17 protein-coding genes are annotated in these 19223 nt (G+C 61.3%); 10 read left to right on the top strand and 7 right to left on the bottom strand.

The annotated features are described in order from the left end of the window. Positions 1-44 precede the first annotated feature (44 nt). The 5 genes from rlmF to CQ002_RS04970 form a co-directional block, all read right to left on the bottom strand. Positions 45-1061, bottom strand: a complete 1017-nt coding sequence (gene rlmF, locus CQ002_RS04990) for a 23S rRNA (adenine(1618)-N(6))-methyltransferase RlmF (protein ID WP_034102334.1) — start codon at positions 1059-1061, stop codon at positions 45-47. 227 nt (positions 1062-1288) lie between these two features. Beyond that, complete coding sequence (locus tag CQ002_RS04985; RefSeq protein WP_098465845.1) at positions 1289-4135, bottom strand: valine--tRNA ligase; 2847 nt, start codon at positions 4133-4135, stop codon at positions 1289-1291. A 121-nt stretch (positions 4136-4256) separates the two neighbouring features. After that, entirely contained in the window at positions 4257-4637 is a 381-nt protein-coding gene (locus CQ002_RS04980) for a hypothetical protein (RefSeq protein ID WP_034102336.1), read from the bottom strand. Between the two features lie 7 nt (positions 4638-4644). Then, the gene (locus tag CQ002_RS04975; RefSeq protein ID WP_034102337.1) at positions 4645-5073 is read right to left on the bottom strand and encodes a DNA polymerase III subunit chi; all 429 of its coding nucleotides are present in this window, start codon (positions 5071-5073) and stop codon (positions 4645-4647) included. Positions 5074-5142: 69 nt separating this feature from the next. Further along, entirely contained in the window at positions 5143-6633 is a 1491-nt protein-coding gene (locus CQ002_RS04970; RefSeq protein ID WP_069021924.1) for a leucyl aminopeptidase, read from the bottom strand. Positions 6634-6916: 283 nt separating this feature from the next. Here CQ002_RS04970 and lptF point away from each other — a divergent pair, with 283 nt between their 5' ends. From lptF to tadA, 10 genes are all read left to right on the top strand, one after another. Then, positions 6917-8035 carry an LPS export ABC transporter permease LptF gene (lptF, locus tag CQ002_RS04965; RefSeq protein WP_016978267.1) on the top strand — a complete coding sequence of 373 codons (1119 nt, stop codon included), beginning with the start codon at positions 6917-6919 and terminating at the stop codon, positions 8033-8035. Next, positions 8028-9107: an LPS export ABC transporter permease LptG gene (gene lptG / locus CQ002_RS04960; protein ID WP_034102339.1), complete on the top strand. Its 1080-nt coding sequence runs from the start codon at positions 8028-8030 to the stop codon at positions 9105-9107. Before lptF ends, lptG begins: the two co-directional genes overlap by 8 nt. Before the next feature lie 151 nt (positions 9108-9258). Then, positions 9259-11058 carry a translation elongation factor 4 gene (gene lepA / locus CQ002_RS04955; RefSeq protein WP_003188853.1) on the top strand — a complete coding sequence of 600 codons (1800 nt, stop codon included), beginning with the start codon at positions 9259-9261 and terminating at the stop codon, positions 11056-11058. Between the two features lie 5 nt (positions 11059-11063). Then, on the top strand, positions 11064-11918 hold the full coding sequence (lepB, locus tag CQ002_RS04950; protein ID WP_025858998.1) for a signal peptidase I: 855 nt from the start codon (positions 11064-11066) through the stop codon (positions 11916-11918). Between the two features lie 150 nt (positions 11919-12068). Continuing rightward, complete coding sequence (rnc, locus tag CQ002_RS04945; protein WP_016978270.1) at positions 12069-12758, top strand: ribonuclease III; 690 nt, start codon at positions 12069-12071, stop codon at positions 12756-12758. Next, positions 12751-13653 carry a GTPase Era gene (gene era / locus CQ002_RS04940; RefSeq protein WP_034102340.1) on the top strand — a complete coding sequence of 301 codons (903 nt, stop codon included), beginning with the start codon at positions 12751-12753 and terminating at the stop codon, positions 13651-13653. Before rnc ends, era begins: the two co-directional genes overlap by 8 nt. Positions 13654-13810: 157 nt before the next feature. After that, positions 13811-14500, top strand: a complete 690-nt coding sequence (gene recO, locus CQ002_RS04930) for a DNA repair protein RecO (protein WP_034102341.1) — start codon at positions 13811-13813, stop codon at positions 14498-14500. 51 nt (positions 14501-14551) lie between these two features. Further along, the gene (gene pdxJ / locus CQ002_RS04925) at positions 14552-15295 is read left to right on the top strand and encodes a pyridoxine 5'-phosphate synthase (protein ID WP_034102342.1); all 744 of its coding nucleotides are present in this window, start codon (positions 14552-14554) and stop codon (positions 15293-15295) included. A gap of 270 nt (positions 15296-15565) precedes the next feature. Continuing rightward, positions 15566-16948, top strand: coding sequence for a multicopper oxidase family protein (locus CQ002_RS04920; RefSeq protein WP_105163102.1), 1383 nt, complete (start codon positions 15566-15568; stop codon positions 16946-16948). Continuing rightward, positions 16948-17445, top strand: a complete 498-nt coding sequence (gene tadA / locus CQ002_RS04915) for a tRNA adenosine(34) deaminase TadA (RefSeq protein ID WP_034102344.1) — start codon at positions 16948-16950, stop codon at positions 17443-17445. The genes CQ002_RS04920 and tadA overlap by 1 nt, the downstream gene beginning before the upstream one ends. A 79-nt stretch (positions 17446-17524) precedes the next feature. Here the strand turns inward: tadA and cmoB are convergent, their stop codons facing one another. Beyond that, positions 17525-18481 (bottom strand): tRNA 5-methoxyuridine(34)/uridine 5-oxyacetic acid(34) synthase CmoB, encoded by a 957-nt coding sequence (cmoB, locus tag CQ002_RS04910; RefSeq protein WP_034102345.1) that lies wholly within the window; start codon positions 18479-18481, stop codon positions 17525-17527. After that, on the bottom strand, positions 18478-19221 hold the full coding sequence (cmoA, locus tag CQ002_RS04905; protein WP_034102346.1) for a carboxy-S-adenosyl-L-methionine synthase CmoA: 744 nt from the start codon (positions 19219-19221) through the stop codon (positions 18478-18480). The genes cmoB and cmoA overlap by 4 nt, the downstream gene beginning before the upstream one ends. Positions 19222-19223: the final 2 nt, after the last annotated feature.

The raw sequence follows: 19223 nt of genomic DNA, 5'->3' as shown, positions 1-19223 counted from the left end.
CCGGAGCGATCCGGGCACGGTTTTTTGTTGCCTGCGATTTGTGCTTAGCGCACCCAGCGCTGGCGCCAGATCTGTTGCTCGTTCTTGGTCTGGAAGGTCCAGGCCACGAAGCGGCTTTGTTTCTGTCCCTGGGACATTTCCACCACGTGGCTTTCCAGCACGCCGGCTTTTTTCAGGGCTGTCTCGATCGCGGGCAAGTTCGACGCTTTTGACACCAGGGTGCTGAACCACAACACCTTGTGGGCAAAGTGCGCGCTCTCGGCAATCAGCTGCGTCACAAAGCGCGCTTCACCGCCTTCACACCACAGTTCGGCCGATTGGCCGCCAAAGTTCAATACTGGCAGCTTGCGCTTGGGGTCCGCCTTGCCCAGGGCGCGCCACTTGCGCTCGCTGCCCTTGGTGGCTTCTTCCATGGACGCGTGGAACGGTGGGTTGCACATGGTCAGGTCAAAGCGCTCACCCGGTTCCAGCAGGCCCAGCAGGATCTGCTTGGGGTTGGTTTGCTGGCGCAACTGGATGACCTTGCTCAGGTCGTTGGACTGCACGATGGCTTTGGCGGCAGCCACGGCGGTAGGGTCGACCTCGGAGCCGAGGAAATTCCAGCGGTACTCCATGTAGCCAATCAGCGGGTAGACGCAGTTGGCGCCCATGCCGATGTCCAGCACCTTGACGATCGAACCGCGCGGGATCTTGCCGTCATTGCCGCTGGCCAGCAGGTCGGCGAGAAAGTGCACGTAGTCGGCACGCCCCGGCACCGGTGGGCACAGGTAATCCGCCGGGATGTCCCAGTGCTGGATGCCATAGAAGGCTTTCAGCAACGCGCGGTTGAACACGCGCACCGCATCGGGGCTGGCGAAGTCGATGCTTTCCTTGCCGTACGGGTTCATGATCACGAACTGCGCCAGTTCCGGCGTGGTCTTGATCAGCGCCGGGAAGTCGTAACGGCCTGTGTGGCGGTTGCGCGGGTGCAGAGTGGCCTCTTTGCGCGGCGTGACGGGTTTGGCCGTGGCTGCGGTTTTAGGCTTCTTGCGCGGAGGTTTTGGCGTGCTGGGGGCGGTCATGGGCTACGTCGATTCTGGGGTTGCTTCAAAAGTGGTGGGTATTGTCACACATTCCGAAGTTGACCTCGGTTAAATGTGGGAACGGGCTTGCTCACAAATACGGCGGGTCCGTCATTGGGTGTGTGTCTGATAGACCGCATTCGCGAGCAAGCCCCCTTCCACATTGACCGGGTTTTCAAACCCAAAAAAAAGAGGCCCGAAGGCCTCTTTCTTACACGCGGTCCACCTTACAGGCTGGAAATCCGCGCATGTTGCTCCGCCAGCTTGCCCAAGGCCTGTTCCGCCTCGGCCAGCTTGGCGCGTTCTTTCTCGATCACTTGCGGCGGTGCCTTGTCGACGAAGGCCGCGTTGGACAGCTTGCCGCCTACCCGCTGCACTTCGCCTTGCAGGCGCGCGATTTCCTTGTCGAGACGGGCCAGTTCAGCGCCCTTGTCGATCAGGCCGGCCATCGGCACCAGCACTTCCATGTCGCCGACCAGTGCGGTGGCGGACAGAGGCGCTTCTGCATCGGCCGCCAATACGGTGATCGACTCCAGCTTGGCCAGTTTCTTGAGCAGCGCATCGTTCTCAGTGAGGCGACGCTGGTCTTCGGTGCTGGCGTTCTTCACGAACACTGCCAGTGGCTTGCCCGGGCCGATGTTCATCTCGGCGCGGATGTTGCGCGTGCCAAGCATCAGCGTCTTGAGCCATTCGATATCACTTTCGGCGGCCTCATCGATGCGTGCTTCGTTGGCCACCGGCCAAGGTTGCAGCATGATGGTCTTGCCTTCGATGCCGGCCAGCGGCGCCAGGCGCTGCCAGATTTCTTCGGTGATGAACGGCATGAACGGGTGCGCCAGGCGCAGCGCCACTTCCAATACGCGCACCAGGGTACGGCGAGTGCCGCGCTGGCGTTCGATTGGCGCGTTTTCGTCCCACAGCACGGGCTTGGACAGTTCCAGGTACCAGTCGCAATACTGGTTCCAGATGAACTCGTACAAGGCCTGTGCGGCCAGGTCAAAACGGAACTGGTCGAGTTGGCGGGTCACCTCGGCTTCAGTGCGCTGCAGCTGCGAGATGATCCAGCGGTCGGCCAGGCTCAGTTCGACGGCTTCGCCGTTCTGGCCGCAGTCTTCGCCTTTATCCAGCACGTAGCGCGCAGCGTTCCAGATCTTGTTGCAGAAGTTGCGATAGCCTTCGACGCGGCCCATGTCGAACTTGATGTCGCGACCAGTGGACGCCAGCGAGCAGAAGGTGAAACGCAGGGCATCGGTGCCATAGCTGGCGATACCGTCGGCGAATTCGTCGCGTGTCTGCTTCTCGATCTTCTTCGCCAGTTTCGGCTGCATCAGGCCCGAGGTGCGCTTCTGCACCAGGGTTTCCAGGTCGATGCCGTCGATGATGTCCAGCGGGTCCAGGACGTTGCCCTTGGACTTGGACATCTTCTGGCCCTGGCCATCACGCACCAGGCCGTGCACATACACGGTCTTGAACGGTACCTGCGGAGTGCCGTCCTCGTTCTTCACCAAGTGCATGGTCAGCATGATCATCCGGGCAACCCAGAAGAAAATGATATCGAAACCGGTGACCAGCACGTCGGTGGAATGGAATTTCTTCAGGAATTCGGTCTGCTGCGGCCAGCCCAGGGTAGAGAAGGTCCACAGGCCCGAACTGAACCAGGTGTCCAGAACGTCGTTGTCCTGTTGCAGCACGACGTCCGCACCCAGGTTGTGCTTGGCGCGCACTTCGGCTTCATCGCGGCCGACATAGACCTTGCCCGACTCGTCGTACCAGGCCGGAATGCGATGGCCCCACCACAGCTGGCGGCTGATGCACCAATCCTGGATGTCACGCATCCACGAGAAGTACATGTTTTCGTACTGCTTGGGCACGAACTGGATACGGCCGTCTTCCACTGCGGCAATGGCAGGTTCTGCCAGCGGCTTGGTGGACACGTACCACTGGTCGGTCAGCCACGGCTCGATCACGGTGCCGGAGCGGTCGCCCTTCGGCACTTTCAGGCCGTGGTCGTCAACGCTGACCAACAGGCCGGCGGCGTCGAAGGCGGCGACGATCTGCTTGCGCGCTTCAAAGCGGTCGAGGCCTGCGTATTCAGCCGGGATCTTGCCGTCGATGCTGTCGTTCAGCGTGCCGTCCAGGTTGAATACCTGGCAGGCCGGCAGAACGGCGGCATTCTTGTCGAAGATGTTCAGCAGCGGCAGGTTATGGCGCTTGCCCACTTCATAGTCGTTGAAATCGTGGGCTGGGGTGATTTTCACGCAGCCGGTGCCGAATTCAGGGTCGCAGTACTCGTCCGCGATAATCGGGATGCGACGGCCCACCAGCGGCAGCTCGACAAACTTGCCGATCAGCGCCTGGTAGCGTTCGTCGTTCGGGTTAACCGCGACGGCGGCGTCGCCGAGCATGGTTTCCGGGCGCGTGGTGGCGACGATCAGGTAGTCGTTGCCTTCTGCGGTCTTGGCGCCGTCGGCCAACGGGTACTTGAGGTTCCACAGGAAGCCTTTCTCGTCGTGGTTTTCCACTTCGAGGTCGGAAATGGCCGTGTGCAACTTGGTGTCCCAGTTGACCAGGCGCTTGCCGCGGTAGATCAGGCCGTCTTCATGCAGGCGCACGAAGGCCTCTTTCACGGCTTCCGACAGGCCGTCGTCCATGGTGAAGCGCTCGCGGCTCCAGTCCACGGACGAACCCAGGCGACGGATCTGACGGCTGATATTGCCGCCGGACTGGTCTTTCCATTCCCAGATCTTTTCCAGGAATTTCTCGCGGCCGAGGTCGTGACGGCTCTGGCCGGTGGCTTCGAGTTGGCGTTCCACCAGCATTTGGGTGGCGATACCGGCGTGGTCGGTGCCCGGCTGCCACAGGGTGTTGCGGCCCTGCATGCGGCGGAAACGGATCAACGCATCCATGATCGCATTGTTGAAGCCATGGCCCATGTGCAGGCTGCCAGTGACGTTCGGGGGCGGAATCATGATGGTGTAGGAATCGCCCGCGCCTTGCGGGGCGAAATAATTCTCGGACTCCCAGGTCTCGTACCAGGAAGTTTCAATAGCGTGCGGCTGGTAGGTCTTATCCATGCGCGGCGGGACCCTAGTTGGCATTTATTCAGGAAAGCCGGCAAGTATAGCGGGGGGGAGCAGTTGCAAGCTACAAGCTATGAGCTACAAGCTTGGGGGCAACTGCTCTGGCAGCGTGTAGCTAATTGTTTGTAGCTGCAGCGATCAACCGCTCCATCCGCGCATCCAGCCGGCGCTTGATCTCGGTTTCGATATGCGGGGCAAAGTCGTCGATCACGTCTTGCATGATCAGTTGCGCGGCTGCGCGCAGTTCGTTGTCCAGGTGCAGCAGCAGGGCGTCGGGGCCTTTTTCGACAGTGGCAGGGGCGCCAGCCTTGACCGCCGGCTCCGGCTCGACCGGCTTGCCACCGACCATATCGAATAACAGCGGAATCTGTACCTCGCCATCGACCGGCTCGGTCAATAGCGGCGGTTGCAAGTCATCATCACCCAGCAACTGACGGATCGACTCGAGGTCGTCCAGCAGGTGGTCATCTTTTTTTAGCGGGTTTGGAGTGTCCATCGTGTGCTCAAAGTCGTTGTAGCCGGTGATCTTGCAGAGGATAGCCCTGTTCGCGGTAGAAACGGAAACTCTCCCGCGCGGCCTGACGAATAGCCGGATCCTCCACCACGACTTCCGCCACACGGGCGAATGCCTTGGCAAACGGCGGTACTTTCAGGTCCAGGTTGACCAGCAGGTCATGGTGATCGCCGCAAGTGTCGCCCAGGCCCAGCACCACCAGGCCTTCAGGTTCAGACTCGGCGGGTCCGTGGGGCACGAAGCTTTCACCCTTGAAGCGCCACAGGCGGGCGTCTAGCTCTTCACGCTGGGCGGCATCGCTGCAATGCAGGTAGATGCGGTGGCCCATGCGCCAGGCTTTTTCGGTGAGTTTGCAGGCAAAGTCCAGGCGCGCGAGTGGGTCGGCGCTGGGCAATATATAGAAGTCGACTTGGGTCATTGCAGTTCCTGGGCGTGCCATTTCCCCCTGCAGGCGCCAGCAAACCGGCTCCTGCAGGGGGGATTGCATTTAAGCCTTGGCGCGATCCAGCAGGTATTGGGTCAGCAGTGGCACCGGACGGCCAGTGGCGCCTTTGTCCTTGCCGCCGCTGGTCCAGGCCGTGCCGGCGATGTCCAGGTGGGCCCAGTTGAAGTTCTTGGCAAAGCGCGACAGGAAGCAGGCAGCGGTGATGGTGCCGGCTTTCGGCCCGCCGATGTTGGCGATGTCGGCGAACGGGCTGTCCAGCTGTTCCTGATACTCGTCGAACAGCGGCAGTTGCCAGGCGCGGTCGTCAGCCGCCTTGCCGGCGCTGAGCAGTTGCTCGATCAGTTCATCGCTGTTGCCCAGCAGGCCCGAGGTGTGGGAACCCAGGGCGACAATGCAGGCACCGGTCAGGGTGGCGATGTCGATCACGGCTTGCGGCTTGAAGCGCTCGGCGTAGGTCAGGGCATCGCACAGCACCAGGCGGCCTTCGGCGTCGGTGTTGAGGATCTCGACGGTCTGGCCGCTCAGGGTGGTGACGATGTCGCCCGGACGGGTTGCACCGCCGCTCGGCATGTTCTCGGCGCAGGCCAGGATGCACACCAGGTTGATCGGCAGCTTGAGTTCCAGCACGGCGCGCAGGGTACCGAACACGCTGGCGGCGCCACCCATGTCGTACTTCATCTCGTCCATGCCCAGGCCCGGCTTGAGGCTGATGCCGCCGGTGTCGAAGGTGATGCCTTTGCCGACGAGGGCGTAAGGCTTCTCGGACTTCTTGCCGCCGTTGTATTGCATCACGATCAAGCGTGGTGGCTGGTCGCTGCCCTGGCCCACGGCATAGAACGAGCCCATGCCCAGTTCCTTGATCTTCTTCTCGTCCAGCACTTCGACTTTCAGGCCCTTGAACTCTTTGCCCAGTGCCTTGGCTTGTTCGCCCAGGAAAGTCGGGTGGCAGATGTTCGGTGGCAGGTTGCCCAGGTCGCGGGTGAAGGACATGCCGTTGGCAATGGCCTGCGCGTGGGTCACGGCGCGCTCGACTTCAGCTTGGGCAGCCTTGATGGTCAGCAGGGTGATTTTCTTCAGTGCGCGCGGTTCGGCTTTCTGGCTCTTGAACTGGTCGAAGCTGTAACCACCGTCTACCAGGGTTTCGGCCAGCAGGCGGGTCTTGCCGTAGCTGTCGCGGCCTTTTACAACGATTTCATCGAGTGCCAATGCTGCATCGCTGCCGCCCAGGCCCTTGAGCGTGTTGAGGATGCCGCTGATGATTTTGCGGAACGGACGGTCGCCCAGCTCGGCATCCTTGCCCACGCCTACCAGCAATACGCGGTCGGCCTTGAGGTTGGGCAGGCTTTGCAGCAGCAGGCTCTGGCCGACTTTGCCGGCCAGGTCGCCGCGCTTGAGCACTGCGCTGATAGCGCCGCCGCTGAGTTCGTCGAGTTGCTTGGCAGCAACGCCGAGCTTGCGGCCTTCGCCGATGGCGACCACGAGGGTGGCGGTTTTCAACGTTTCGGGGCTAACGCTTTTTACAACCAATTCCATTTTCGGGTCCCTTATAAAGGTCTGTTAGCCAGGAGTCTGTACTCCGGCTTTAATACCAGGCAGCTGTGTAAACCGCCGGTGACAAAGGCCGCAGTTTGAACCTCGTCGGCGGAGCCTGACAACCCTTGCCACCTGCTTTGTGCATGTGCATGAGGTTGCGCAGTGACAGGCGCGGCCAATCACAGGATAATGCGCCATCTTTTTAGCCGGCCCTGTGTAAAGGGCTGACTCGGTATGCTTGCTTGTTTGGCCGCCTTAGCCTGACAACCCTGGAGTGTCTGGTTTGATTGTCTTCCGTTATCTGTCCCGCGAAGTCCTGTTGACCCTGAGTGCCGTGAGTGCGGTATTGCTGGTCATCATCATGAGTGGTCGTTTCGTCAAATACCTGGCTCAGGCTGCTTCCGGCGCCCTTGATCCGGGCTCGTTGTTCCTGATCATGGGCTTTCGCCTGCCGGGCTTCCTGCAGCTGATCCTGCCGCTTGGCCTGTTCCTCGGGATCCTGCTGGCGTATGGCCGGCTGTACCTGGAAAGCGAAATGACTGTGCTCTCGGCCACCGGCATGAGCCAGCAGCGCCTGCTGGGCATGACCATGATCCCGGCCGCCGGTGTTGCGCTGATCGTTGCCTGGCTGAGCCTGAGCCTGGCGCCCCAGGGCGCCATGCAATTCCAACTGGTGCTGAACAAGCAGGACGCGATGACCGAGTTCGACACCCTCGAGCCGGGCCGCTTTCAGGCGCTCAATGACGGTTCGCGGGTGACCTACACCGAAACCCTGACCGACGATCGCGCCAACCTGGGCGGTGTGTTCATCTCCGAGAAGCGTCTGGGCCAGGACAAGAAAGACCGCGGTATTTCCGTATTGGTGGCTGATTCCGGTCGCCAGGAAGTCCGTCCTGACGGCAGCCGCTACCTGATCCTGGAAAATGGCTATCGGTATGACGGCAGCCCTGGCATGGCCGACTATCGCGCGATCAAGTACGACACCTATGGCGTGATGCTGGCCCGCCCGGATATCAGCGACGAAGTCACCGACCGCGACGCCATCCCGACCACCGATCTGTTCGGCAGCAAGGAATTGCGCTCCATCGCCGAGCTGCAATGGCGGATTTCCCTGCCGCTGCTGGTGTTTATCGTCACCCTGATGGCGGTGCCGCTGTCGCGCGTCAACCCGCGCCAAGGCCGTTTCCTCAAGCTGTTGCCGGCGATCCTGCTGTACATGGCTTACCTCACCATCCTGATTTCCGCCCGTGGCTCCCTGGAGAAAGGCAAGCTGTCGCCGACCCTGGGCCTGTGGTGGGTGCACGGAATCTTCCTGGTGATCGGCCTGGGGCTGCTCTACTGGGAACCGATACGTTTGAAAATGATGAGCCGTCGTGGCCAGAAGGAGTTGGCTCGTGGCTAAGCTCGATCGCTACATTGGTAGCAGCGTACTGATCGCCATCCTGGCGGTACTGGGCATCATCCTGGGCTTGGCGTCGTTGTTCGCCTTCATCGACGAAGTGGGCAACGTCAGCGACACCTACACCGTGTGGGACGTGCTCAGCTACGTGGCCCTCACCGCGCCGCGCCGCCTCTACGACATGATGCCGATGGCTGCGCTGATCGGCTGCCTGATCGGCCTGGGCAGCCTGGCCAGCAACAGCGAACTGACCATCATGCGCGCCGCAGGCGTGTCGATTGGCCGTATCGTCTGGGCGGTCATGAAGCCTATGTTGCTGCTGATGGCGTGCAGCGTGCTGATCGGCGAATACGTGGCACCGCCCGCCGAAACCACCGCCCAGGCCAATCGGGCCCTGGCGCAGGGTTCCGGTGATGCGCAGAGTTCCAAGCACGGCCTGTGGCACCGCCAGGGCGATGAATTCATCCACATCAACGCCGTGCAGCCAGGCGGCCTGTTGATTGGCGTGACCCGCTACACCTTCGACAAAGAACGGCACTTGCTGGCGTCGAGCTTCGCCAAACGTGCGCAGTACAGTGACGAAAAATGGCAACTGAGCGACGTCACCACCACCCACTTCCGCAATATCGGCCAAGGCACCAAGGCCAGCACCGAAGTGATCAATACGCCGAGCGAAGAGTGGGATATCGCCCTCAAGCCACAATTGCTCAATACCGTAGTGATGATCCCGGAAAGCCTGCCGATCTCCGGCCTTTGGGGGTATATCCACTACCTCAAGGACCAGGGCCTGAATAATGGCCGTTACTGGCTGGCATTCTGGGTCAAGGTGTTGCAACCGGTGGTGACTGCCGCGCTGGTGTTGATGGCCATTTCGTTCATCTTCGGTCCGTTGCGCTCGGTAACCCTCGGCCAGCGGGTATTTACCGGGGTACTGGTGGGCTTCACCTTCCGTATTGCCCAGGATCTGCTTGGCCCCTCTAGCCTGGTATTCGGCTTCTCGCCGCTGTTTGCGGTGCTGGTGCCCACGGCCATTTGTGCCCTGGCCGGCTTCTGGTTACTGCGCCGGGCCGGTTGATACCGCGCTTATGATCAAAAAATGCCCCGGTCGAGAGATCGGGGCATTTTTGTTCTGGTCAGCAAAGATGACGTCTGGCCTGAGCATCAGGTACAATTCCCGGCTATTTTTCAGCGGGCAATCTGCCTGCAGCCTTTTTGAGTGTTGATCCGTGAGTGATTTGAGTCATATCCGCAATTTCTCCATCATCGCCCACATTGACCATGGCAAGTCGACGCTGGCCGATCGATTTATCCAGATGTGCGGCGGCCTTGCCGAGCGTGAAATGGAAGCCCAGGTACTGGACTCCATGGACCTCGAACGCGAGCGCGGGATCACCATCAAGGCCCACAGCGTTACTCTGTATTACAAGGCCAAAGACGGTATCACCTACCAGCTGAACTTCATTGACACCCCGGGCCACGTCGACTTCACGTACGAAGTCAGCCGTTCGCTGGCGGCCTGTGAAGGTGCCTTGCTGGTGGTGGACGCCGGCCAGGGCGTGGAAGCGCAGTCGGTAGCCAACTGCTACACCGCGATCGAGCAGGGCCTGGAAGTCATGCCCGTGCTCAACAAGATCGACCTGCCCCAGGCCGAGCCCGAGCGCGTCAAGGAAGAGATCGAGAAGATCATCGGCATCGACGCCACCGACGCCGTCACCTGCAGCGCCAAGACGGGCCTGGGTGTCGACGAAGTGCTCGAGCGCCTGGTGCACACCATTCCCGCCCCGACCGGCAACTACGAGGATCCGCTGCAAGCGTTGATCATCGATTCCTGGTTCGACAACTACCTGGGCGTTGTCTCCCTGGTACGCGTGCGCCATGGCCGCGTGAAGAAGGGTGACAAGATCCTGGTCAAGTCCACCGGCAAGATCCACCTCGTGGACAGCGTTGGTGTATTCAACCCCAAGCACACCGCGACCGTTGATCTGAAAGCCGGTGAAGTAGGCTTCATCATCGCGGGTATCAAGGACATCCATGGTGCCCCTGTGGGTGACACCCTGACCTTGAGTTCCACGCCGGATGTCGACGTGCTGCCAGGCTTCAAGCGTATCCAGCCGCAGGTCTACGCCGGCCTGTTCCCGGTCAGTTCCGATGACTTCGAAGACTTCCGCGAAGCCCTGCAAAAGCTCACCCTCAACGACTCGTCGTTGCAGTACACCCCGGAAAGCTCCGACGCCCTTGGCTTCGGCTTCCGTTGCGGGTTCCTGGGCATGCTGCACATGGAAATCATCCAGGAGCGCCTGGAGCGCGAGTACGACCTGGACCTGATCACCACCGCGCCGACGGTTATTTTCGAGTTGTTGCTGAAAACCGGTGAAACGATTTACGTCGACAACCCGTCCAAGCTCCCGGATCTGTCGGCCATCGAAGACATGCGCGAGCCTATCGTGCGGGCCAATATCCTGGTACCGCAGGAGCACCTGGGCAACGTCATTACCCTGTGTATCGAAAAGCGTGGCGTACAGCGCGACATGCTGTTCCTCGGCACCCAGGTCCAAGTGACCTACGACATGCCGATGAACGAAGTGGTGCTGGACTTCTTCGACCGCCTCAAATCCACCAGCCGCGGCTATGCTTCGCTGGATTACCATTTCGATCGTTACCAATCGGCTAATCTGGTGAAACTGGATGTGTTGATCAACGGCGACAAGGTCGATGCCCTGGCACTGATCGTGCACAAGGACAACGCGCACTACAAAGGTCGCCAGTTGACCGAGAAGATGAAAGAACTGATTCCGCGCCAGATGTTCGACGTCGCGATCCAGGCCGCCATTGGCGGGCAGATCATTGCGCGGACTTCCGTCAAGGCTCTCAGAAAGAACGTACTGGCCAAATGCTACGGCGGTGACGTAAGCCGTAAGCGCAAGCTGCTTGAGAAGCAAAAGGCCGGTAAAAAACGCATGAAGCAAGTAGGTAACGTGGAAGTTCCACAAGAAGCCTTCCTTGCGGTGCTCAGGTTGGATAGTTAGGTCCTATGTCGCTAAATTTCCCGCTGTTGCTGGTCATCGCCGTTGCCGTTTGCGGTCTCTTGGCGTTGCTCGATCTAGTGTTCTTCGCCCCGCGTCGTCGGGCGGCTATCGCGTCCTATCAGGGCAGCGTCAGCCAGCCCGATGGCGTGGTGATCGAGAAGCTGAACAAAGAGCCTTTGCTGGTTGAATACGGCAAGTCGTTCTTCCCGGTGTTGTTCATCGTGCTGGTGCTGCGTTCGTTCCTGGTGGAGCCGTTTCAGATCCCTTCGGGGTCGATGAAACCTACCCTGGACGTGGGTGACTTCATCCTGGTGAACAAGTTTTCCTACGGGATCCGCCTGCCGGTGATCGACAAGAAGGTCATCGAAATCGGTGATCCGCAGCGCGGCGACGTGATGGTGTTTCGCTACCCGAGCGACCCGAACGTCAACTACATCAAGCGTGTAGTCGGCTTGCCGGGCGACGTGATTCGCTACACCAGCGACAAGCGCCTGTTCATCAACGGTGAGTCGGTGGCCGAGAAGCTGCTGGGTTCCGAGCCGAACACGCTGGGCAGCGCCGAGTTGTACCAGGAGAAACTCGGTGCAGTGGAGCACGAAATCCGCAAGGAAATGAGCCGCTACCGTGCCCAGCCTGATGGCGAATGGAAAGTGCCGGCCGGGCACTACTTCATGATGGGCGACAACCGCGACAACTCCAATGACAGCCGGTACTGGGATGACCCCAACATTCCCAAGGACCTGCTGGGCATGGTTCCCGACCAGAATATCGTCGGCAAGGCCTTTGCGGTCTGGATGAGCTGGCCGGAACCCAAACTCAGCCACCTGCCGAACTTCTCGCGGGTCGGGCTGATCAAGTAATACAGGCGGCGCTGTGAACACAGCGCCGAATGCTTTTCTGGGGTTGGGACAAATCGGTCCTGCCTCATGCAGCACCAACCAGGATTTGAATTTGAACACTGCGTCAATCGTCGATGGCCGCCGGTGCCACCAAACAGATATGGGTAAACCGTGAGCGTTTCTTTAAGCCGTCTCGAGCGCCAGCTCGGCTACACCTTCAAGGACCAGGAATTGATGGTCCTTGCCCTCACACACCGCAGCTTTGCAGGGCGCAACAACGAGCGCCTGGAATTCCTCGGTGATGCCATCCTCAACTTTGTCGCCGGTGAAGCCCTGTTCGAGCGCTTCCCTCAAGCCCGTGAAGGCCAGCTGTCACGCTTGCGTGCACGCCTGGTGAAAGGCGAGACCCTGGCCGTGCTGGCCCGTGGCTTCGGCCTGGGCGAGTACCTGCGCCTGGGCTCCGGTGAGTTGAAGAGCGGCGGTTTCCGGCGTGAATCGATCCTGGCCGATGCGCTCGAGGCGCTGATCGGTGCGATCTACCTCGATGCAGGCATGGAAGCGGCCAAGGAACGCGTCACCGCGTGGCTGACCTCCGAGATTGAAAGCCTCACGCTGGTCGACACCAACAAAGATCCCAAGACCCGCCTGCAGGAATTCCTGCAGTCCCGCGGTTGCGAACTGCCACGCTACGAAGTGGTGGATATCCAGGGTGAGCCCCATTGCCGCGTGTTCTTCGTGGAATGTGAAATCACCTTACTGAATGAAAAAAGCCGAGGTCAGGGTGTGAGCCGTCGTATTGCCGAACAGGTAGCGGCCGCTGCAGCACTGATTGCCCTGGGCGTGGAGAATGGCCATGACTGATTCAACCGCAACACGCTGTGGCTATGTTGCCATCGTCGGCCGCCCGAACGTGGGCAAGTCCACGCTGCTCAACCATATCCTTGGCCAGAAGCTCGCGATCACCTCGCGCAAGCCGCAGACCACTCGCCACAACATGCTGGGCATCAAGACTGAAGGCACCGTGCAAGCGGTCTACGTCGACACCCCAGGCATGCACAAAGGCGGCGAGAAAGCCCTCAACCGCTACATGAACAAGACCGCTTCGGCGGCGTTGAAAGACGTCGACGTGGTGATCTTCGTCGTCGACCGCACCAAGTGGACCGATGAAGACCAGATGGTCCTGGAGCGTGTGCAGTACGTCACCGGCCCGTTGATCGTCGCGCTGAACAAGACCGACCGTATCGAAGATAAAGCCGAGCTGATGCCGCACCTGAGCTGGCTGCAGGAACAACTGCCGAACGCGCAGATCATGCCGATCTCGGCCCAGCACGGCCACAACCTCGATGCCCTGGAGCGTGTGATCGCCGAGCACCTGCCGGAGAACGAGCACTTCTTCCCGGAAGACCAGATCACCGACCGCAGCAGCCGCTTCCTGGCCGCCGAACTGGTACGCGAGAAAATCATGCGCCAGATGGGCGCCGAGCTGCCGTACCAGATCACCGTCGAGATCGAAGAGTTCAAGCAGCAGGGCAAGACCTTGCACATCCATGCGCTGATCCTCGTCGAACGTGACGGCCAGAAGAAAATCATCATTGGCGACAAGGGCGAGCGCATCAAGCGCATCGGCACCGAGGCGCGCAAGGACATGGAATTGCTGTTCGATTCCAAGATCATGCTCAACCTGTGGGTGAAGGTGAAGGGTGGTTGGTCTGACGACGAGCGTGCATTGCGCTCCCTGGGCTACGGCGACCTGTAAGACACCGCTCCCCCTGCAGGAGCCGGCGGCTGTGGGAGCTGGCTTGCCTGCGATGGCGTCACCTCGGTGCAGTTGAAGAACCGGGTTGCCTGCATCGCGGGCAAGCCCGCTGCCACAGTGGTTTATCGCTGTTCTTGAGTTCCGCGAAGAGACGTCCATGTCCCAATCCCCGCCACCCAGCCAACTCGCCTACGTCCTGCACAGCCGCGCCTACCGCGAGACCAGCGCCTTGGTGGACTTCCTCACGCCCCAAGGTCGCCTACGCGCAGTCTTGCGCAGTGCGCGAGGCAAGGCGGGCACACTGGCGCGGCCGTTCGTGGCCCTGGACGTAGAGTTTCGCGGCAAGGGTGAGCTCAAGAATGTCGGCCGCATGGAGAGCGTCGGCACTTGCGCCTGGCTCAATGGCGAGGCCCTGTTCAGCGGTCTCTACCTCAATGAGCTGCTGATCCGCCTGTTGCCCGCCGAAGACCCGCACCCAGCGGTCTTCGACCATTACGCCGCTACCCTGTTGGCCCTGGCTGAAGGCCGTCCCCTGGAACCGCTGCTGCGTGCCTTTGAATGGCGCCTGCTCGACGACCTGGGTTACGGCTTCGAACTTGCCAACGACCTGCGTGGCGACCCCATCGCCGCCGACGGCATGTACCGCCTGCAGGTCGACGCCGGCCTTGAACGCGTGTACCTGCTGCAACCCGGCCTGTTCCAAGGCACCGAGCTGTTGGCCATGAGCGAAGCGGACTGGACGGCGCCGGGTGCCTTGTCCGCCGCCAAGCGCCTGATGCGCCAGGCGCTGGCCGTGCACTTGGGCGGACGGCCGCTGGTCAGTCGCGAGTTGTTTCGAAAGCCCTGACGTCCCCGTGTATGCTGTGCACCGATTCTTTCCCTTTTCAGGAGCGCTTCCGTGACCACCAGCAATCGCATTCTTCTTGGCGTCAACATCGACCACGTCGCTACCCTGCGCCAGGCCCGGGGCACCCGTTACCCTGACCCGGTCAAGGCCGCGCTGGACGCCGAAGAAGCGGGCGCCGACGGCATCACCGTGCACCTGCGCGAAGACCGTCGTCACATCCAGGAGCGCGACGTGCTGCTGCTCAAGGACGTGCTGCAAACCCGCATGAACTTCGAGATGGGCGTCACCGAAGAAATGATGGCCTTCGCCGAGCGCATCCGCCCGGCGCATATCTGCCTGGTCCCGGAAACCCGTCAGGAGCTGACCACCGAAGGCGGCCTCGATGTGGCCGGCCAGGAAGCGCGGATCAAGGCTGCCGTGGAGCGCCTGTCGCAGATCGGCAGTGAAGTCTCGCTGTTCATCGACGCCGACGAGCGCCAGATCGAAGCCTCGCGCCGTGTCGGCGCACCGGCCATCGAACTGCACACCGGCCGTTACGCCGACGCAACCACGCCCACCGAAGTGGCCGACGAGCTGCAGCGCATCATTGACGGTGTGAGCTGCGGCCTCAAGGAAGGCCTGATCGTCAATGCCGGCCATGGCCTGCATTACCACAACGTCGAGGCTGTAGCGGCGATCAAGGGCATCAACGAGCTGAACATCGGCCATGCGCTGGTGGCCCACGCGCTGTTCGTCGGTTTCAAAGGCGCCGTGGCCGAGATGAAAGCCCTGATCCTGGCCGCTGCCAGGGCCTGAAGTCCCCCTGCAGAACCCTTGTGGGAGCAGGCTTGTGTGGGAGCGGGCTAGTGCGCGAATTCGCTGTGCCAGTCGACTCCTGTAGGGTCGACCTACTGCATTCGCGCACACGCCCGCTGCCACACGGGGCTCTTTCCATCTCTTGATCTGCGGTGTGATCTCCCGTGTTTCAGCCATGCGGCAATGCGAAGCCTTACTGTTTAGCCGGTGCAGGTGTATCGTATCTGCCCTTTGCAGGCCCTGGGCCTGCGGCAGATACGTGAGGTTGTTGTGTCCCGATCCTTTTCCCGTCGACAAATCCTGGGTGGTCTGGCAGGCCTGGCCGTAGTGGGTGTGGGTGCCGGTGGCGCCTACCGCTACTGGCTGGGAAAAGTCGCCGAGGCCGAAGCGGGGCACGACTACGAGCTGATCGCCGCGCCGTTGGACGTGGAGCTGGTGCCGGGACACAAGACCCAAGCCTGGGCGTTCGGCCCTTCGGCGCCCGGCACGGAGTTGCGGGTGCGTCAGGGCGAGTGGTTGCGGGTGCGTTTTATCAACCACCTGCCGGTCGCTACCACTATCCACTGGCATGGCATCCGCCTGCCGCTGGAAATGGACGGCGTGCCTTACGTCTCGCAATTGCCGGTGCTGCCCGGCGAATACTTCGATTACAAATTCCGCGTGCCCGACGCCGGCAGCTACTGGTATCACCCCCATGTGAACAGCAGCGAAGAACTTGGCCGTGGCCTGGTCGGCCCGCTGATCATTGAAGAGCGCGAGCCCACCGGTTTCAAATACGAGCGCACCCTCAGCCTGAAAAGCTGGCACGTGGACGAAGAAGGGGCTTTCGTGGCCTTCAGCATTCCCCGTGAAGCCGCGCGTGGCGGCACGGCCGGCCGCCTGTCGACGATCAATGGCGTGTCCCAGGCGGTGATCGATCTGCCGGCTGGGCAGATCACCCGCGTGCGTTTGCTCAACCTCGACAACACCTTGACCTATCGCATCAATATTCCCGACGTCGAAGCGCAGATCTACGCGCTGGACGGCAACCCCATCGAGCCGCGCCCACTGGGCAAGGAATACTGGCTGGGGCCGGGCATGCGCATCTGCCTGGCGATCAAGGCTCCGCCGGCCGGCGAAGAGCTGTCGATCCGCAATGGCCCCGTGCGCCTCGGCACCTTCCGCTCGGTGGCCAATACCGATGCGCCGACCGAGTGGCCGCCGGCGTTGCCCGCCAACCCGATCAGCGAGCCGGACCTGGCGAATGCCGAGAAGCTCAACTTCAATTTCGAATGGGTGGGTTCCGTTTCGGTCGATGTCGACAACGGCAGGCCGCCGAGCCTGTGGCAGATCAACGGCAAGGCGTGGGACATCACCGACAAGACCTGCGCCGACCGCCCGATTGCCAAGCTGGAGAAGGGCAAGAGCTACATTTTCGAATTGAAGAACATGACCCAGTACCAGCACCCGATCCACTTGCATGGCATGAGTTTCAAGGTGATTGCCTCGAACCGCCACAAGGTGATCCCGTATTTCACCGACACTTACCTGTTGGGCAAGAACGAACGCGCGCGCGTGGCGTTGGTAGCCGATAACCCAGGCGTATGGATGTTCCATTGCCATGTGATCGACCACATGGAAACCGGCCTGATGGCCGCCATCGAGGTGGCGTGATGCGACAATTTCGCCCCACCGCGATCATCGACCGCAGCCGCGACCAGGACTTCATGCGCGAAGCCCTGGCCCTTGCCGCCCAAGGTGCGGCGCTCGGTGAAGTGCCCGTCGGCGCGGTGCTGGTTCAAGACGGTGAGATCATCGGCCGTGGCTTCAATTGCCCGATCAGCGGCAACGACCCCAGTGCCCACGCCGAAATGGTCGCCATCCGCGCGGCTGCACACGCCATCAGCAACTATCGCCTGGTGGGCAGCACGCTGTATGTCACCCTGGAACCCTGCAGCATGTGCGCCGGGCTGATCGTGCACTCACGGATTGCGCGGGTGGTGTATGGCGCGCTGGAGCCCAAGGCCGGGATTGTGCAAAGCCAGGGGCAGTTTTTTACCCAGGGCTTTCTCAATCACAAGGTGCTGTTTGAAGGTGGGGTGTTGGCCGAGGAGTGCGGGACGGTGTTGAGCGAGTTCTTCAAGGCCAGGCGAGCCAAGCCCGCAACCTGAGCATCACGGAGAGATCAACGTGGGAGCAGGCAAACCAACTCCCACCGGTTGATCTCCATCTATTCAAGGAAACCGCAGGTTATTTCCTGGCGATGATCACCGCCCGCATCGGCGCCGGCAGCCCTTCGATGGTCTTGCTGTGATCCTCCGGATCCAGGAAGTCACTCAGCGACTGGTACTTCATCCACTCCGTCCCACGCTGTTCCTCGACCGTGGTCACGCTCACGTCCACGCAGCGCACGTCGCTGAAGCCTGCGCGGCGCAGCCACAGCATCAGGGCCGGCACTGACGGCAGGAACCACACGTTACGCATCTGCGCGTAGCGATCTTCCGGCACCAGCACTTGCTGCTGATCGCCTTCGACAACCAGGGTTTCCAACACCAGTTCGCCGCCTTTTACCAGGGTGTCCTTCAACGCCAGCAAATGCTCGATCGGCGAGCGGCGGTGGTAGAACACGCCCATCGAAAACACAGTGTCGAAGCCTTCCAGGTTCGCCGGCAGGTCTTCGAACGGGAACGGCAGGTGCCAGGCCCTGGGCTCGGACAAGTAGCGCTGCACCGCCTGGAACTGGCAGAAGAACAGCCAGTTGGGGTCCACGCCAATCACGCTGTCGGCGCCGGCGCCGAGCATGCGCCACATGTAGTAGCCGTTGCCGCAGCCGACATCGAGGATGCGCTTGCCTTTCAGGTCCAGGTGCGGTGCCACGCGCGACCACTTCCAGTCCGAACGCCATTCGGTGTCCACATGCACGCCGAACAGGTGGAACGGCCCTTTACGCCAAGGGCTCAAGCCCATCAATGCCGTGCGCATTTGTGCGCGGGTATCGTCGTCGCAGTCGGTGTCGAGTGTCAGGCCATTGAGCAAATCCACTGTGCTGGGCTGGATGGCAGGCAATGCATCCAACGCACTTTGCCAGCGCTCCAGGTCGCCATGACCTTTTTCCATCTTGCTATCGAGTTGCGCTTGCAGGCCCTGGGCCCACACGGCCAGGGGAGTGCCGACCAAATGGCGGGCGAGGGGGGACAGATCAATCATGGCAAGGCAATCAACGAGGCAAAGTTAAGACACTGGAACCACGGCACGACTTTCGAGAACCCCGCCGCCAGCAGGCGTTCACGGTGTTCTTCGAGGCTGTCGGGCTTCATGACGTTTTCGATGGCGCTGCGCTTCTGGGCGATTTCCAGTTCGCTGTAGCCGTTGGCGCGTTTGAACGCGATGTGCAGGTCGGTGAGCAGCGCGTGTTCTTGCGCATCGTTGAACCGCAGCTTCTCCGAGAGAATCAACGCACCGCCCGGCAACAGCGACTGGCGGATGCGACCGAGCAGGGCCAGGCGTTCATCGGGGGCAATGAATTGCAGGGTGAAATTCAGCGCGACCACCGAGGCTGGCTGGAACTGCAGCGCGAGGATGTCGCCCTCGATCACTTCAACCGGCAGCAACTCCTGGAACATCGAGTCCTGGCCATTGAGGTACTCGCGGCAGCGCTCGACCATCGCCGCCGAGTTATCCACCGCGATCACGCGGCAACCGTCGGTGCGCACATGGCGGCGCAGGGCCTGGGTAACGGCGCCGAGGGATGAGCCCAGGTCGTAGAGCACGCTATTGGGCTGGGCAAATTGCGCCGCGAGGACGCCGAGGTTCTCGACGATGGTGGGGTAACCCGGTACCGAGCGCTTGATCATGTCCGGGAACACCCGCACCACGTCTTCGTTGAAGGCGAAGTCCGGCACCTGGGGCAGGGGCTGGGCGAATAGGCGATCGGGTTCTTTGCTCACGG

It is taken from the genome of Pseudomonas sp. MYb13, assembly GCF_002980075.1.
Taxonomy (GTDB): domain Bacteria; phylum Pseudomonadota; class Gammaproteobacteria; order Pseudomonadales; family Pseudomonadaceae; genus Aquipseudomonas; species Aquipseudomonas lurida.
The sequence above is the reverse complement of the archived record's forward strand: the minus strand, read 5'-3'. Positions and strand labels throughout refer to the sequence as shown.

Excerpts from the sequence above, each read along its gene's own strand:
- rlmF (WP_034102334.1), bottom strand. The coding sequence starts at position 1,061 with ATGACCGCCCCCAGCACGCCAAAACCTCCGCGCAAGAAGCCTAAAACC.
- CQ002_RS04985 (WP_098465845.1), bottom strand. The coding sequence starts at position 4,135 with ATGGATAAGACCTACCAGCCGCACGCTATTGAAACTTCCTGGTACGAG.
- CQ002_RS04980 (WP_034102336.1), bottom strand. The coding sequence starts at position 4,637 with ATGGACACTCCAAACCCGCTAAAAAAAGATGACCACCTGCTGGACGAC.
- CQ002_RS04975 (WP_034102337.1), bottom strand. The coding sequence starts at position 5,073 with ATGACCCAAGTCGACTTCTATATATTGCCCAGCGCCGACCCACTCGCG.
- CQ002_RS04970 (WP_069021924.1), bottom strand. The coding sequence starts at position 6,633 with ATGGAATTGGTTGTAAAAAGCGTTAGCCCCGAAACGTTGAAAACCGCC.
- lepB (WP_025858998.1), top strand. The coding sequence starts at position 11,064 with ATGTCGCTAAATTTCCCGCTGTTGCTGGTCATCGCCGTTGCCGTTTGC.
- era (WP_034102340.1), top strand. The coding sequence starts at position 12,751 with ATGACTGATTCAACCGCAACACGCTGTGGCTATGTTGCCATCGTCGGC.
- recO (WP_034102341.1), top strand. The coding sequence starts at position 13,811 with ATGTCCCAATCCCCGCCACCCAGCCAACTCGCCTACGTCCTGCACAGC.
- tadA (WP_034102344.1), top strand. The coding sequence starts at position 16,948 with ATGCGACAATTTCGCCCCACCGCGATCATCGACCGCAGCCGCGACCAG.
- cmoB (WP_034102345.1), bottom strand. The coding sequence starts at position 18,481 with ATGATTGATCTGTCCCCCCTCGCCCGCCATTTGGTCGGCACTCCCCTG.